This window comes from Saccharopolyspora gregorii (assembly GCF_024734405.1).
GTDB classification, from domain to species: domain Bacteria; phylum Actinomycetota; class Actinomycetes; order Mycobacteriales; family Pseudonocardiaceae; genus Saccharopolyspora_C; species Saccharopolyspora_C gregorii.
In genome coordinates, this window is the sequence record NZ_CP059556.1 from 505,779 (window position 1) to 520,417 (window position 14,639).

Here is a 14,639-nt window from a genome sequence, read left to right on the forward strand (position 1 = left end):
GCGGCGGGGGAGCGCGCCCGGTGGCCGTGCCGGGGGTGCTGTGGGTTCCCGCCGCGCTGGCGCTGGCGCTGATCGTGCTGCCGGTGCTGGGGCTGCTCACGAGGGTGGACCCGGCCCGGCTGCCCGAGCTGCTGACCAGCGAGGCCGCGCTGGACGCGCTGGAGCTGTCGGTGCGCACCTCGCTGGTGGCGACGGTGCTGTCGCTGGTGTTCGGCGGCCCGCTGGCGGTGGTGCTGGCGCGGGCGCGGGTGCGCGGCTCGCGGGTGCTGCGCGCGGTGGTGCTGCTGCCGCTGGTGCTGCCGCCGGTGGTCGGCGGGCTGGCGCTGCTGTACCTGCTGGGGCGCACCGGTCCGCTGGGCGGGCTGCTCGACGACGCCGGGCTGCGGCTGCCGTACACGACGGCGGCGGTGGTGCTGGCGCAGACGTTCGTGGCGATGCCGTTCCTGGTGGTGGGCCTGGAGGGCGCGCTGCGCTCGGCGGACGCCCGCTACGAGCAGGTGGCGGCGACGCTGGGCGCGGGCCCGTGGACGACGTTCCGGCGGGTGACGGTGCCGATGCTGCTGCCCGCGCTCGGGTCGAGCGTGGTGCTCACGTTCGCGCGGGCGCTGGGCGAGTTCGGCGCGACGATCACGTTCGCGGGCAGCCTGCAGGGCACCACCCGCACCCTGCCGCTGGCCATCTACACCACCGCGCAGTCCGACGTGGACGCCGCGGTGGCCATGTCGTTGCTGCTGGTGGTGCTGGCGCTGCTGGTGATCGGAGTGGCGGGCACGAGAGCGGTGGAGGGACGGACGTGACCGGTCTGCACGCCGAGGTCGCGTTCGCGCGGCCCGAGTTCGCGCTGGACGTGGAGCTGTCGGTGGCCCCGGGCGAGGTGCTGGCGGTGCTCGGCCCGAACGGCGCCGGGAAGTCGACGCTGCTGTCGGTGCTGTCCGGCCTGCTGGTGCCGGAGCGCGGCCGGGTGGCGCTGGACGAGCACGTCTGGTGCGACGCGGCGACCGGCGCGCACGTGCCCGCGCACCGGCGCGGGGTGGGCCTGCTGGCGCAGAACGCGCTGCTGTTCCCGCGGATGTCGGTGCTGGAGAACGTCGCGTTCGGCCCGCGCTCGGCCGGGACGCCCAAGGCCGAGGCGCGGGAGACCGCCCGCCGGTGGTTGTCCGAGGTGGACGCGGCCGAGTACGCCGACCGGCGCCCGGCGCAGGTGTCCGGTGGTCAGGCGCAGCGGATCGCGCTGGCCCGCGCGCTGGCGGCCGCGCCGCGGTTGCTGCTGCTGGACGAGCCGCTGGCGGCGCTGGACGTCGGCTCGGCCCCGGCGGTGCGCGGCCTGCTGCACCGGGTGCTGCGGGAGCAGCGGCAGCCGACGGTGCTGGTCACGCACGACGTGCTGGACGCGGTGGTGCTGGCGGACCGGGTGGCGGTCCTGGTGGACGGGAAGATCATCGAAGAGGGCTCGACGCGGGAGGTGCTGACCCGTCCGCAGGCCGCGTTCACCGCGCGCATCGCCGGGCTGAACCTGCTGACCGGCGTCGCCACCGACGGCGGGCTGGACTTCGGCGGCACCGCGATCGCGGGGCGGTCGGTGGAGGTGGCGCGGGGCGAGCCGGCGGCGGCGGTGTTCTCGCCGTCGGCGGTCGCGGTGCACCGGGAACGGCCGGACGGCAGCCCGCGCAACGCGGTGCCGGTGCGGATCGACGCGCTGGAACCGCGTGGTGACGTGGTGCGGTTGCGGGCCGCGACGCGGACGCCGGACCCGGTGGTGCTGGCCGCCGACGTGACGCCCGCGGCGGTCGCCGACCTGCGGCTGGGCGTCGGCGACCTGGTGTTCTTCGTGGTTAAGGCGACCGAAGTAGCCATGCACCCGGTATCCGATGGATCATCTGGGGTGTGACTGAGGAAGCGCCCTGGACGTACTTGATGGACATGGACGGCGTGCTGGTGCACGAGGAGCACATGGTGCCCGGAGCCGATCGGTTCCTGGCCGAGCTCCGCGAGCAGGGCTTGCCGTTCATGGTGTTCACGAACAACTCGATCTTCACCCCGCGCGACCTGCGCGCGCGGCTGCACCGCACCGGCCTGGACATCCCGGAGTCGGCGATCTGGACGTCGGCGCTGGCCACGGCCCAGTTCCTGGAGAAGCAGCGCCCGGGAGGCAGCGCGCACGTCGTCGGCGAGTCCGGCCTGACCACGGCGCTGCACAACATCGGCTACGTGCTCACCGATCGGGATCCGGACTACGTGATCCTGGGCGAGACCCGCACCTACAGCTTCGAGGCGATCACGAAGGCGATCCGCCTGGTGGAGAACGGTGCCCGGTTCATCGCCACCAACCCCGACGAGAAGGGGCCGAGCCGGGAGGGCACGTTGCCCGCGACCGGCGCGGTGGCGGCGCTGATCGAGCGGGTGACCGGGCGGGGGCCGTACTACGTGGGCAAGCCGAACCCGCTGATGATGCGGTCGGCGCTGCGGGCGCTGGGTTCGCACTCGGAGAACACGCTCATGATCGGTGACCGGATGGACACCGACGTGCGCTCCGGGCTGGAGTCGGGCATGCAGACGATCCTGGTGCTGACCGGGATCTCGGACGAGAACACCGCGGAGCTGTTCCCGTACCGCCCCACCAAGGTGATCGGCTCGGTGGCCGACCTGGTCGGGCACACCGCGAACCCGTTCGGGGTCTGAGGCGTTCCGGGTGAGTGGACCGTCCGCCCGCTCCGGCGGGACGACTGGCCCACTCACCTCGGTACCTGGTCAGCCCCGGGTGGGCAGCCGGTCGTCGGAGTCGACGATCTTCTTTCCCAGCGGGAACAGCGACACCGGCAGCAGCTTGAAGTTCGCGATGCCCAGCGGGATCCCGATGATGGTGATGCACTGCGCGATCCCGGTGACGATGTGCCCGATGGCCAGCCACCAGCCGGCCAGCAGCAGCCACAGCACGTTCCCGATCGCGGAGAACGCGCCCGCGCCGGGTTCGTCGACGAGCCGCCGCCCGAACGGCCACAGCGCGAAGTTGGCCATCCGGAACGACGCGATGGCGAACGGGATCCCGATGATCGTGATGCCCAGGACGATGCCGGCCACGGCGTAGCCCAGGGCCAGCCACAGCCCACCGAAGATCAACCAGATCACGTTCAGCAGCAATTGCATGCCCTCAGCGTGGCATGTGCGCTCGGACGAGTGGCCAGGTGGTGACCCTGAGTTCTCCCCGGGTCAGACCCGCAGTTCCCCCTCGAGGACCGTGACGGCCCGCCCGCGCAGCGCCACCCGGTCGCCCAGCGGCGTGGCGCGGACGAACCCGCCGCGCGGCGAGGCCTGCTCGCCGACCAGCTCCACGCCGGATCGCCCCAGCTCGGCGGCCCAGTAGGGGGCGAGCTGGCAGTGCGCCGATCCGGTCACCGGGTCCTCCGGGATGCCGGACGCGGGCGCGAAGAACCGGCTCACGAAGTCCACCCCGTCCCGGTCGCCCGCCGCGGTGACGACGACGCCCCGGTAGGGCCAGGTGGCGATGCGCGCCAGGTCCGGTTCGAGCCCGCGCACCTCGGCGGCCGCGCCGACCCGGACGAGCAGTCGTCCCGGGGCCGCGCGCACGTCCTCGACGGTGGCGCCGGGCAGCGCCGCCGCCAGGTCGCTCGGCGGCTCCACCGGGTCGGCGGCGCTCGCCGGGAAGTCCATGCCGATCCAGCCGGCACCGGAGTCCGTGCAGATCAGCTCGCCGCTGCGGGTGGCGAACCGCTGGTCGCCGCCGAGGGCGTGCGCGGCGGCGAGGGTGGCGTGCCCGCACAGCTCGACCTCGGTGGTGGGGGTGAACCAGCGCAGCGGTTTCGGTTCGGTGCCGTCGAGCACCACGAACGCGGTCTCGGCGTGCCGCATCTCGGCGGCGACCGACTGCATCCAGGGTTCGGCGGCGGGCGCGTCGAGCAGCACCACCCCGGCCGGGTTGCCGCTGAACGGGTGCTCGGTGAAGGAGTCCACGACGTAGGTGCGCACCCCCGGAGAGTACGGCCGCGGGAACCGATCACCAGCGGAACGGCCGGGTTCCGAAGGGCTGGGCCCGACCCCTCGACTTTTGCCCGACGCGGGCGCAATCATGAGTGTTCTGCGTCACGACAGCGTCGGGGAGGGCACTGTGGACACCGCCGGAACACCAGAACCCAGCTACGACTCCGGGATCTCCGAGGTGCCGCTGCTCGGCGACACCATCGGCGGCGACCTGGACCGCACCGCCGCCCGCGTCCCGGACTCGGACGCGCTGGTCGAGCACGCCGGCGGCCGCCGCTGGACCTACCGGGAGTTCGTGGCCGACGTGGACGCGCTCGCCCTGGGCCTGCTGGACGCGGGCATCGACAAGGGCGACCGGGTGGGCGTGTGGTCGCCGAACCGCGCCGAGTGGACGCTCACCCAGTACGCCACCGCGAAGATCGGCGCGATCCTGGTCAACATCAACCCGTCGTACCGGCTGCACGAGCTGGAGTTCGTGCTCGGCCAGGCCGGGGTGCGGATGCTGATCTCGGCGCAGCGGTTCAAGACCTCCGACTACACCGCGATGATCGAGCAGGTGCGGCCGAGCTGTCCCGGCCTGGAGCAGGTCGTGCTGTTCGACGACCCGGGCTGGGACGAGCTGGTGGCGCGCGGCCGGGCGGGCGATCCGGCGCGGCTCGCGGCGGCGCAGGCGCGGCTCGGCGCCGACGACCCGATCAACATCCAGTACACCTCGGGCACCACCGGTTTCCCGAAGGGCGCGACGCTGTCGCACCACAACATCCTCAACAACGGGTTCTTCGTCGGTGAGCTGTGCGGCTACTCCGAGGCGGACCGGGTCGCGATCGTGCCGCCGTTCTACCACTGCTTCGGGATGGTGATGGGCAACCTGGCCTGCACCAGCCACGGCGCGGCCATGGTCATCCCGTCCGAGGGCTTCGACCCGGGGACCGCGCTGGCCGCGGTGTCCGCGGAGCGCTGCACCTCGCTGTACGGGGTGCCGACGATGTTCATCGCCGAGCTGGACCACCCGGACTTCGAGAGCTTCGACCTGGGCTCGCTGCGCACCGGCATCATGGCCGGATCCCCGTGCCCGGCGGAGGTGATGAAGCAGGTCATCGACCGGATGGGCATGGCCGAGGTGGCGATCTGCTACGGCATGACGGAGACGAGTCCCGTCTCGACCCAGACCCGCGCGGACGATTCGCTGGAGCGCCGGGTGTCCACGGTGGGCCGCGTCGGGCCGCACCTGGAGGTGAAGGTCGTCGACCCGGCGACCGGGCTGACCGTGCCGCGCGGCGAGGCGGGGGAGCTGTGCACCCGCGGCTACTCGGTGATGCTCGGCTACTGGGACCAGCCGGAGAAGACCGCCGAGGTCATCGACGCCGCCCGCTGGATGCACACCGGCGACCTCGCCGTGATGGACGAGTCCGGTTACGTGAGCATCACCGGCCGGATCAAGGACATGGTGATCCGCGGCGGCGAGAACGTGTACCCCCGGGAGATCGAGGAGTTCCTCTACACCCACCCGGACATCGTGGACGCGCAGGTCATCGGGGTCCCGGACGCGCGCTACGGCGAGGAGCTGATGGTGTGGGTGCGGCTGCGCACCGGCGCCGCCGAGCTCTCGGCGGAGGCGCTGCGCGAGTTCTGCACCGGGAAGCTCGCGCACTACAAGATCCCCCGCTACGTGCACGTCGTGGACGACTTCCCGATGACGGTCACCGGCAAGATCCGCAAGATCGAGATGCGCCGCCAGGCCAAGGAACTCCTCGACCTGGACGGCTGAACGTCACCGGGCGGTATCGGCGAGGTGGTCGCGCAGGCGGGCGTGGCGGAACTGGTGGACCGCGCCCGCTCGGCGCAGCACGCCGCGGGCGTAGGCGTCGTCGAGGAACCGCGTCGGCCGCCACGGCAGCCGCCCCGTCAGCGGTAGCCACAGGCGCGCGAACAGCAGCCAGCCGCCCCACGACGACAGCGCCACCCGCGTCACCGCGAGCATGCTCCCGGCGACGGCTCCGAAGACCAGCCCGTAGCCGAGTTCACCGGTCACCCAGCCTGCGACCACGGCCGTGAGCCCGGTCGCGAGCACGAGCACTGCCGCGCGCCCGAGGGCGACCGCGCGGTCGGCGCGCAGCAAGTGCCACGGGTCCGTCGCGTCGTCCGCCTGGTCCTCGCCGAGCGCGGACACCGACCCGTTCGCGAGCGCGCCCGCGAGCGTTCCGGCCAGCGCCACGACCGAATCCGCGGCGATTCCGGGAGCGAACGCCGCCACAGCCGCCGCCACCACGCCCGCCGCGAGCACCGACTCCAGTACCGCCACCAGTACGACGACCAGCACGCCGAGCATCGGATGCGTCCGCAGCGGGGTCGTTCGCCGCGCCCGATCGTCGAAGATCATCCGCATCGTGCCCGCCAGCCCGAATGCGACTGCGAACGCGGTTGCGGCCACGAGCCCGTTCGTGAAGCCGCCCGCGAACGCCACCGCACCCCCGAACAGCAGCGCGATCACGAAGACGAAAGCGAACCACCGCACCAGCCCGCGGCCCTGCGGTCGCCGCTTGGAGCCCGGCCGCCGCAGGTGCAGCCGAACCCGCTCCGGTTCGTGCTCGCCCGAGTACCAGGTCCGCAGCTCCGCGCTGAGGCCGGTGAGAAGCCCGATCCCGAACCACGTCGCCGTGAACTGGCCCCAGAGCCCGAGTAGCAGTCCCGGCGCCCCGAAGCAGAGCGCGAACGCGACGGTGGTGACCAGCACGCGGGTGCGGCGATGCAGCGCCGCGGGCATCCGCCACCAGGCGAGGTCGTGGGAGCCGCGCCGGACCAGATCGGTGGCGAGCCGGCCGAGCCAGCGATGGGCCTGGTCCGGGCGCCACGGCCCGGGGCGGCGGACCGGGTCGTACCGGGTGTTCAGGTAGACGCTCAGCAGGTGTTCTTCGAGCTGCTCCGGGGACCGGAAGCGATCGGCGTCGAGCAGTTCGGCCGGGTCGCGGTCGGCGTCGTCGTGGTTGAGCCGGGCCAACGTCACCAGCAACGGGGTGGTCAGGGCGGCGGCCAGGTTCCGGCTTTCGGCCGCGTCCGGTTCGGTCCGCATGTGCTCGAACACGGCCGCCCATTCGGCGGCGCGGGCCTGTCCGCTGCTGCGGCGCAGGTGCCGGGCGACTTCGTTCGGGCGGAGGTCGTCGAGCTCGATCACAGCGGCCCCGCGCACCCAGTCCTGGCGTACCGCGTCGGCGTACTCGTCCCGCCTGCTGGTCACGACGACGGGCGACACGAGCCTGCTGATCTCGCGGACGGCTCCGCGCCGGTAGCGTTCGGGGATCTCGTCGAAGCCGTCGAGCACGGGCAACACCCACTCGTCAGCGACGAGGGCGGCGGCTTTTCCGCCCACCAGAAAAGGGTGGTCACGTTCGAGCAGGTCGGCGAGCCGGGACCGCAAGGCGGTGGTGGTGGGATTCCAGTCGCCGAGGCCGAACAGCACCGGGACGCGACCCGTGCGACCGCGTTCCGCGATCAGGTCGAGGACGAGCCGGTGGACCAGCGCGGTCTTGCCCGCACCGGCCCGGCCCAGGATCACCAGGCGTTGCGAGTCGATATCCCGGTAGGTCCGCCGAATCTCGGCGAAGGACCCGGTCAACGACGGCGGCCGAGCTTCGTCGTGCTGGATGTTGTCCCAGTGGTCGACCAGTTCGTCCGCTGCCGGATGCCAGCGCACCGGCAGCGCCTCCGGATCGCCCAGGCCCCACCGCTCACCCTCCTGGCGGCTGAGCGCGGCCAACCTGCGGGCGAGCTCCCGCGCCGACGCTTCCGGCGACCCGGTGGGGGCGGGCGGTTCCGGGTGCACGACGAGATCACCGTGCACGTCACCACCGACCTGCACGAGGTCACCGCCGACGGTGCCGCGATTGGTGTTGCGAGCCCGGTCGTGCTCTGTCACCTCGCCAGTGTGCCGCGAAGATCGCGGCCCCGGGGCCGGATCGAACCATCCACGAGCGGTCGTCCAGCACTCCCGGCGGCCGACCACCTCCGCAACGGCCGCCCCACATCCACACCCCGTTCAGGTGTGGAGTACTCGCGAAACTCACGGGGAATCGAACGGACCGACTCGCCGCCGAGTCGACGTACCCGCAGCGCAACAAGGGTTTTGCGGTCTGTGAACAAGGCGGGGCCCTGCAACTCGTAGTGAGATCGCAGGGGTTCCGGGGGCGTTCGGGTGAGTGGGCGCCGTCAAGCCTTGGCGAGTTCTGCGGCGTCCTCTTCGCCGAACTGGTCCTCCAGGCGTTCGGGGGAGGCGTCGACGTCGATCTGCTCCAGCGGGGTGCCGCGGGCCGAGGAGATCGCGCCGAGGCGGCGTCCGGCGCGGTCGCTCGCGTAGCTCAGCAGCTCGTCGGTGTCCAGTTCGAACGGTCGCACCTCGGGCGCGTCGGCGGGCTGCCACTGGATGAGCTGCATGGCGTGCGGCAGCAGTTCCTGCATCATCTCCTCGACGTGGCCCCAGTTCGTCTCGTCGGCGGCCACGTGCCTGCGGCAGGTGAAGGTGCCCCACGCCATGTGCCTGCGCTCGTCGTCGCCGATGTGGCCGATGATCCGCTGCATGCCGGGGAACAGCCCGCGGCTGCGGCAGATCTTGTTCCACGCGTAGTAGCCGGTGAGCGCGAGCGAGCCCTCCACGACGTGGTTGTAGGTCACCGACGCCCGGATCTGGTTGCGCGGCCCCGGATCGGTGTCCAGCGCGTGCAGCACGGTGGGCAGCACGTCGTAGAAGATCGTGCGGTAGCCGGGGTTGTCCTCGACGAACTCGTTGAGGTTCTCGGTGAGGCCGACGGCGTCCATCCACAGCCGGAACGCCTGGGTGTGCTTGGCCTCCTCGTACATGAACTGGGTCAGGTACATCTCGTCGCCGAAGCGGCCTTCGGCGGCCATGGCGGACAGGAACGGGCGCAGGTCCTGGGTGACGGCTTCCTCGCCGGCGATGAACTCGGCGCACAGCCCCGCCACGCTGCGCCGTTCTTCGCCGGTGAGCCCGGCCATGTCGCGGGCGTCCTGCTCGAAGTCGATGTCGGCGGGGTTCCAGAACTTCGCGTTGCCCTTGGTGAACAGCCGCAGCGGCAGCGAGTCCCAGTTGAGGCCGCCGGGGCGCAGGGAGTGGAAGTCGTCGCGGTGCTTGCTGCTGTCCGTGGTGGTCGTCATCGGCCTGCTCCAGCTCGCCCGGGGAGTGTGAGTCGCGTTACACCATCGATTTTCGATACTAGAAAGTTCCGCGTCAAGGGCGGTCACTCGCCCGCGTGCGGCGGTTAGCCTCCAGGTCGTGAACCCCGCGACCGTCGGCTTCGACCTGGACCTCACGCTCATCGACCCCCGGCCCGGCATGATCGACGTGTTCGAGCGGCTGCGCAAGGAGTTCGGCGTGCCCCTCGACGGCGAGCACTTCGCCGCCAACCTCGGCCCGCCGCTGCCCGACGTGCTGCGCACCTACGGGTTCGACGAACCGCTCGTGGCGAGTCTCGTGCACCGGTTCCGGGAGCTCTACCCCGAACTCGTCGTGCCCGGCACGAAGGCCATGCCCGGCGCGGCCGAATCGCTCGCCGCGGTGCGCGAGCTCGGCGGCCGGGCGCTCGTCGTCACCGGGAAGTTCGAGCGCAACGCGCGGCTGCACCTCGACGCCCTCGGCTGGGAGGTCGACCGGCTCGCCGGCGACGTGTTCGCCGCCGCCAAGGGCGACGTGCTGCTCGCCGAAGGCGCCGCCATCTACGTCGGGGACCACCTCGGCGACGTGGTCGGCGCCAAGACGGCCGGCGCGCTCGCCGTCGGCGTCGCCACCGGTCCCTACCGGGCCGAAGAACTCCTGGAAGCCGGGGCCGACGTCGCGCTCGGCGACCTCGCCGAGTTCCCCGCCTGGCTCGCCGGCCGCGCGGGCTGACTCAACCGCGGCGGGTGCGCAGCACCGCGCCCACCACACCGACGACCAACCCGGCCGGGGCCAGCAGCGTCGCCAGGTTCAGCCACAGCGGCAGGTCCGCCAGGCCCGCGGCGTACGACCCGAACACCGCGAGCACCGCGAGCACGCCCGCGGCGAACAGGCCCACCGCGAGGGGGAGCACGACGGAACGAGGGGAAGCGGCGCTCATGCGAGCAGGGTAGGCGCCGCGGCGGCAGGTCCGGCCCGGATGTGGCCGGAACCTCCGGCTCGGTCGAGGACTTCGCAGGTCAGCGAGTCCTCGCCGGCCGCTCCGCGCAAGGGGCGACGATGTTCCGCTCCGGGCGGGTACTCTGGAACGGACGCGTCCTGGGAACGCTCTGACAGCGTGGCGTTCCGGGGCGTTTTTGTTGTGCCAGGGCCGGTACGTCGCGCCCCGGCGCGACGCACGATGACGACAAGGAGGACCCGCTCGCTCCCGGACCGCCCGACCTGGGCCACGTGGAGGAGTGCGGGCCGGGCATCGACAGGGAACGGTGAGGACAGTGCCGACCGGCAGGGTCAAGTGGTACGACGCGGACAAGGGCTTCGGCTTCGTGACCCAGGACGGTGGGGAGGACGTGTACGTGCGCTCCTCCGCGCTGCCGTCCGACGTCGACTCGCTCAAGACCGGCCAGCGCGTCGACTTCGACATGGCCCAGGGCCGCCGCGGCCCGCAGGCCCTGCGGATCCAGCTGCTGGACCCGCCGCCCTCCGTCGTCGAAGCGCGCCGCCGCCCCGCCGACGAACTGCACGGCATGGTCGACGACATGATCAAGCTGCTGGAGCTGAAGGTGCAGCCCGACCTGCGCCGCGGCAAGTACCCGGACCGCAAGGTGTCCAAGCGGATCGGCGAGGTCGTCCGTGCGGTCGCCCGCGAACTCGACCCCGGCGCCTGACCCCGGAGCCGAACGAGAGCGAACGCCAACCGCACCGCCCGTCTGCGAACCTGCCAGGTCGTTCTCCTGTCAGCGGCGAAGCCGCTGAGCAGCGACCATTAGAGCAGCGGAACCACCAGCGGGTTCTCAGCGCCCTCCTCGCGAGGACAGCGTTTTCTCATGTGGCGGAGCCACCTGTGAAAACGATCCCGCAGCGAGGAGGGCGCTGAGGTTCCGCCACCCGACCTCCACGCAGCAGGAGTTCGACAGGCAGAACCTCAGGTCGGGTCGATGACCCACGTCGCGGCGATGGGGAAGTCCACGCCGCCGTCCTCGCCGAGCACGAGGAGACCGGAGTACTGCTGCACCTCGACGTGCTCCAGGCGGGTGCCGTCCGGGGGGACGCGCAGGGTGTAGGAGTGGCGCTCGTCCGGCCGGATCACGCCGGTGCGCCCCTCGACCTCTTGGCCGTCGACGCCCCGGTAGATGTAGGACACCTGCCACGGCGTCGCGGACACCTCGCCGGGCACCGAGATCTGCAGCGGCGACTTCTCCGGCACCCGCAGCTTGCCCACCGGGTCCTCGGCGGGCGGCGCGCAGTTCTCCCCGGTCGCGTCGCAGAACCGCGCGGGGGCGACCTCGATCGCCTCGCCGTGCGAGTAGAACGTGACCTGCGGGGCGGAGGGTGCCGAGCACCCGGCCAGGGCGACGACGCCCAGCGGAGCCGCGAGCAGCAGCGACTTCAGTCCACGATGCACGACCGCGAGCCTACGGCCCGGTGTCGTCCGCCAAGTCCACGGCCCGGTGTCGCCGGACGGGCTCGCGGTCCGGGGCGGTCCGCCTGGTCCGCGGTCCGGCCGGAACGCCCTCGGTGCCCGGTTCGGCCCGGCGGCCCCGGCGCGGGAGCCGGACCAGCCCGCCGCCGCGTCCGACGAGGACGGTCTGCACCAGCACCAGGGCCAGCAGCGCGGCCGTCGTGGTGAAGCCGATCCACCACACCGGCGGCAGCAGCACCCCCAGCGCGCCGCCGAACACCCAGCTCAGCTGCAGCACCGTCTCGGAGCGGCCGAACGCGGAGGCCCGCGACTCCTCGGCCACGTCCCGCTGCACCACCGCGTCCAGGCACACCTTCGCCAGCGCGCTCGCGGTCGCCGCCACGAGCCCGACCGCGACCGCCGCGGGCACCCCGGCCAGCACCGCCGCGCACACCGCGATCGCCAGCGCGCTGCCCAGGCAGCTCACGATCAGCCGGTCCGGGGCGCCGAACCGCATCCGGGCGCCCGCCGCGTTCCCGAGGAAGCTGCCGAGCCCGGCCGCCCCGCCGACCGCGCCGAGCAGCACGACCTGCATCGCCGGGTCCTGCCGGGTGCTCTCCTTGATCACGAAGGCGGCGAACAGCGTCAGGAACCCGGTCAGCACCCGGATGCCCGCGTTGCCCCACAGCGCGACGACCACGTGCGGGCCCAGCGGCGCCCGCCGCCGCTTCCCGGCCACGGCCCGCGCCTCGCCCGCCGAGCTCTCCACCCGCCGCGTGATCCGCAGGCACAGCCACACCCCGGCCGCCGCGAGCGCCGCCATGAACCACAGCGCCCCCGGCGATCCCAGCAACCACGCGAACCCGGACGCCACCGCTCCGAACACGCCCCCGGCGGCCAGGCCGAACGTGGTCAGCCGCGAGTTGGCCGTGGTCAGGTCGATCGCCGCGGGCAGCACCCGCGGGGTCATCGCGGCCTTGAGCACGCCGAACGACTTGGACAGCACCATGCAGCCCAGCGCCGCCGGGTACAGCAGCCAGCCGTCGAAGTTCACCGCCATCACCGCCGCCAGCAGCACGCGGACGCCGAAGGACACCGCGAGCGCGGTGCGCCTGCCCTGCCGCAGCCGGTCCAGCGCGGGGCCGATCACCGGCGCGATCACCGCGAACGGGGCGACGGTGATCAGCAGGTACAGCGCCACCTTGTCCCGGCTCTCGCCGGTGGCGGCGGAGAAGAACAGCGTGTTCGCGAGCGCCACGGCCATCGCCGCGTCCACCGCGTAGTTGAGCATCACCGCGTAGCTGAAGCGGGCGAGCCCGGATTCGGCGGCGCCGTCGGCGTGCGCGGCGGAGAAGAACAGCCGCATCGCGGCGCGGGTGAGCTGGCGGCCGCGCCAGGCCGCGACCCGGGTGACGGTGAGCTTGCGCGGGGGAGCGGTGGCGTCCCAGCGGCCGCCCGCGGAGTCCTCGGGAGCCTCGCCGGGTGATCGGTCGCCGTCGGGGCCGGTGCGCCCGCGGTGCTCGCGTGCGTCGTCGGGCGCGGGGTGAGGTTCGCGTTCGCCGTCCGGGCCGGAACCGCGGTGCGTTCCGGTGGTGCGCGGTGGTGCGGTGGCGGCGGGGTGCTCGGATCCCGGAGCCCCGGGGCCCGCCTGCTCGCGTCCGGCCTGCGCGGTGCCCGCCGGTTCGCCTCGGCCGGGCGCGGGTCCCGTCGAGTCGCGTCCCGCCGAGTCGTCTCCCGCGGTGCTCGCGTGCTCGCGTCCCGCCTGCGCGGCACCGGCTGCGCGGACGCGTTCCCGACCGCCGTCGCGTTCCTGACCGCCATCGCGTTCCCGGTCGCCGCCGTGCTCCGGGTCGTCCCGCTGCTCCCGGTCGTCCCACCGTCCGCCGAAGCCCTGCGGGATCCGCCCGCGCCTGCCACGCCGCCCGGCTCCCCAGCCGGGGCGGCCGGTCGGTTCCTCGTCGGTGCGCTGGTCGCGTCGGGGCCCCATGACTTCATCCTGCCCCAGCCGCGGGGTCGATCGCGTCCGCTGCTCCGCTGCTCAACCCGGCGTGCGGCGGAGTTGTCCACAGCCGAGACCTGCCTGTGGACAACCTGTGGAAATTTGCGAGATCACGCGTGAGTTCTCCACAGCTCGGTCGCGGCAGCCGGTCAGCGGGGCTCGAACCGCACCCGGTACGCGTGCGGCCACAGCTTCCCGGTGAGCAGGAACTCGTCGGTGCCCGGCACCGCCGCGATCCCGTTCAGCACGTCCGCCCCGGCTCGCTCCCCGGCGGGCAGCAGCCCGGACGCGTCGACGACCGCGCTCACCTGGCCGGTCGCCGGGTCGATGCGCACGATCTGGTCGCTGCCCCACACGTTCGCCCACACCTGCCCGCCGGCGCATTCGAGCTCGTTGAGCTCCGGTACCGGCCTGCCCTCCAAGGTGACCTGGACGGAGCCGGTGGCCGCGAACGTCGCCGGGTCGCGGAAGGTGAGCCGCGCGCTGCCGTCGCTCATGACCAGCCGGGAGCCGTCGTGGCAGAGCCCCCAGCCCTCGCCGTCGTAGTCCACCCGGCGCAGTTCCCGCAGGCTCGTCCGATCACGTTCCAGCGCAACCCCTTCCTGCCAGGTGAGCTGCCAGATACGGTCTCCGGCGACGGTGATGCCTTCGCCGAAGAGGTCGGCGGGGAGACGTTCCTCCCCGAGCACGCGGCCGGTGTCCGGGTCCAGCGCCCGCAGCAGCGAGCGCCCGTACCGCCCGGTGCCTTCGTAGAGGGTTCCGCCGGACAGTTCGAAGCCCTGGGTGAACGAGGAGCGGTCGTGCGGGAGCACGTGGGTCACCATCGCTCGAAGGTGTGGCACGCTGCCCGCGTGCCCAATGCTCTGATCGGTGTGCTCGCGATCCTCTTGGCCTTCGTGCTGAGCTGGTACGTGCGCCGAGCACGCGCCCAACGCCAGTCCGGACAGCAGGCTCGTGATGATCACACCTGCGGACAGACGGTTGCCCAGCGCAGTTCGCCTGGGAAGATCTCCGGTTCGCACCCCGAAAGCCTGACACGGGCGGCGACCGCATCGAACGCGTACGGCACAATCGAGCAC

General features: G+C 72.7%; 14 protein-coding genes. 6 read left to right on the forward strand and 8 right to left on the reverse strand.

What is annotated here, in order from left to right; translation table 11 throughout:
• The first annotated feature begins 26 nt into the window (after nt 1-26).
• The 3 genes from H1226_RS02275 to H1226_RS02285 are packed head-to-tail and all read left to right on the forward strand — an operon-like array spanning nt 27 to nt 2,679.
• Entirely contained in the window at nt 27-797 is a 771-nt protein-coding gene (locus H1226_RS02275) for an ABC transporter permease (protein WP_258349322.1), read from the forward strand.
• Complete coding sequence (locus H1226_RS02280) at nt 794-1,888, forward strand: sulfate/molybdate ABC transporter ATP-binding protein (RefSeq protein ID WP_258345465.1); 1,095 nt, start codon at nt 794-796, stop codon at nt 1,886-1,888. The genes H1226_RS02275 and H1226_RS02280 overlap by 4 nt, the downstream gene beginning before the upstream one ends.
• 26 nt (nt 1,889-1,914) lie before the next feature.
• Nucleotides 1,915-2,679, forward strand: coding sequence for an HAD-IIA family hydrolase (locus tag H1226_RS02285; RefSeq protein WP_258349323.1), 765 nt, complete (start codon nt 1,915-1,917; stop codon nt 2,677-2,679).
• A 69-nt stretch (nt 2,680-2,748) separates the two neighbouring features.
• Here H1226_RS02285 and H1226_RS02290 read toward each other — a convergent pair whose 3' ends face one another.
• The gene (locus tag H1226_RS02290) at nt 2,749-3,144 is read right to left on the reverse strand and encodes a YccF domain-containing protein (protein WP_258345466.1); all 396 of its coding nucleotides are present in this window, start codon (nt 3,142-3,144) and stop codon (nt 2,749-2,751) included.
• 63 nt (nt 3,145-3,207) lie between these two features.
• Nucleotides 3,208-3,984, reverse strand: a complete 777-nt coding sequence (locus H1226_RS02295) for a PhzF family phenazine biosynthesis protein (RefSeq protein ID WP_258345467.1) — start codon at nt 3,982-3,984, stop codon at nt 3,208-3,210.
• Nucleotides 3,985-4,084: 100 nt separating this feature from the next.
• On the opposite strand from H1226_RS02295, the gene H1226_RS02300 reads away from it, so the two are divergent.
• Nucleotides 4,085-5,764, forward strand: coding sequence for an AMP-binding protein (locus H1226_RS02300; protein ID WP_258345468.1), 1,680 nt, complete (start codon nt 4,085-4,087; stop codon nt 5,762-5,764).
• A 3-nt stretch (nt 5,765-5,767) separates the two neighbouring features.
• Here the strand turns inward: H1226_RS02300 and H1226_RS02305 are convergent, their stop codons facing one another.
• Together H1226_RS02305 and H1226_RS02310 are read right to left on the reverse strand one after the other, a co-directional pair.
• Nucleotides 5,768-7,909, reverse strand: coding sequence for an NACHT domain-containing protein (locus tag H1226_RS02305; protein WP_258345469.1), 2,142 nt, complete (start codon nt 7,907-7,909; stop codon nt 5,768-5,770).
• 290 nt (nt 7,910-8,199) lie between these two features.
• Complete coding sequence (locus tag H1226_RS02310; RefSeq protein WP_258345470.1) at nt 8,200-9,162, reverse strand: R2-like ligand-binding oxidase; 963 nt, start codon at nt 9,160-9,162, stop codon at nt 8,200-8,202.
• A gap of 118 nt (nt 9,163-9,280) precedes the next feature.
• Here H1226_RS02310 and H1226_RS02315 point away from each other — a divergent pair, with 118 nt between their 5' ends.
• On the forward strand, nt 9,281-9,892 hold the full coding sequence (locus H1226_RS02315; RefSeq protein WP_258345471.1) for an HAD family hydrolase: 612 nt from the start codon (nt 9,281-9,283) through the stop codon (nt 9,890-9,892).
• A 1-nt stretch (nt 9,893) separates the two neighbouring features.
• On the opposite strand, the gene H1226_RS02320 is transcribed toward H1226_RS02315, so the two are convergent.
• Entirely contained in the window at nt 9,894-10,100 is a 207-nt protein-coding gene (locus H1226_RS02320; RefSeq protein ID WP_258345472.1) for a hypothetical protein, read from the reverse strand.
• 334 nt (nt 10,101-10,434) lie between these two features.
• Here H1226_RS02320 and H1226_RS02325 point away from each other — a divergent pair, with 334 nt between their 5' ends.
• Nucleotides 10,435-10,827 (forward strand): cold-shock protein, encoded by a 393-nt coding sequence (locus tag H1226_RS02325; RefSeq protein ID WP_224959076.1) that lies wholly within the window; start codon nt 10,435-10,437, stop codon nt 10,825-10,827.
• Between the two features lie 257 nt (nt 10,828-11,084).
• On the opposite strand, the gene H1226_RS02330 is transcribed toward H1226_RS02325, so the two are convergent.
• The 3 genes from H1226_RS02330 to H1226_RS02340 form a co-directional block, all read right to left on the reverse strand.
• Nucleotides 11,085-11,564, reverse strand: a complete 480-nt coding sequence (locus tag H1226_RS02330; RefSeq protein ID WP_224959077.1) for a DUF2771 family protein — start codon at nt 11,562-11,564, stop codon at nt 11,085-11,087.
• 10 nt (nt 11,565-11,574) lie between these two features.
• Entirely contained in the window at nt 11,575-13,548 is a 1,974-nt protein-coding gene (locus H1226_RS02335) for an MFS transporter (protein ID WP_258345474.1), read from the reverse strand.
• 161 nt (nt 13,549-13,709) lie between these two features.
• Entirely contained in the window at nt 13,710-14,420 is a 711-nt protein-coding gene (locus tag H1226_RS02340; RefSeq protein WP_373690057.1) for a glutaminyl-peptide cyclotransferase, read from the reverse strand.
• Between the last annotated feature and the right edge of the window lie 219 nt (nt 14,421-14,639).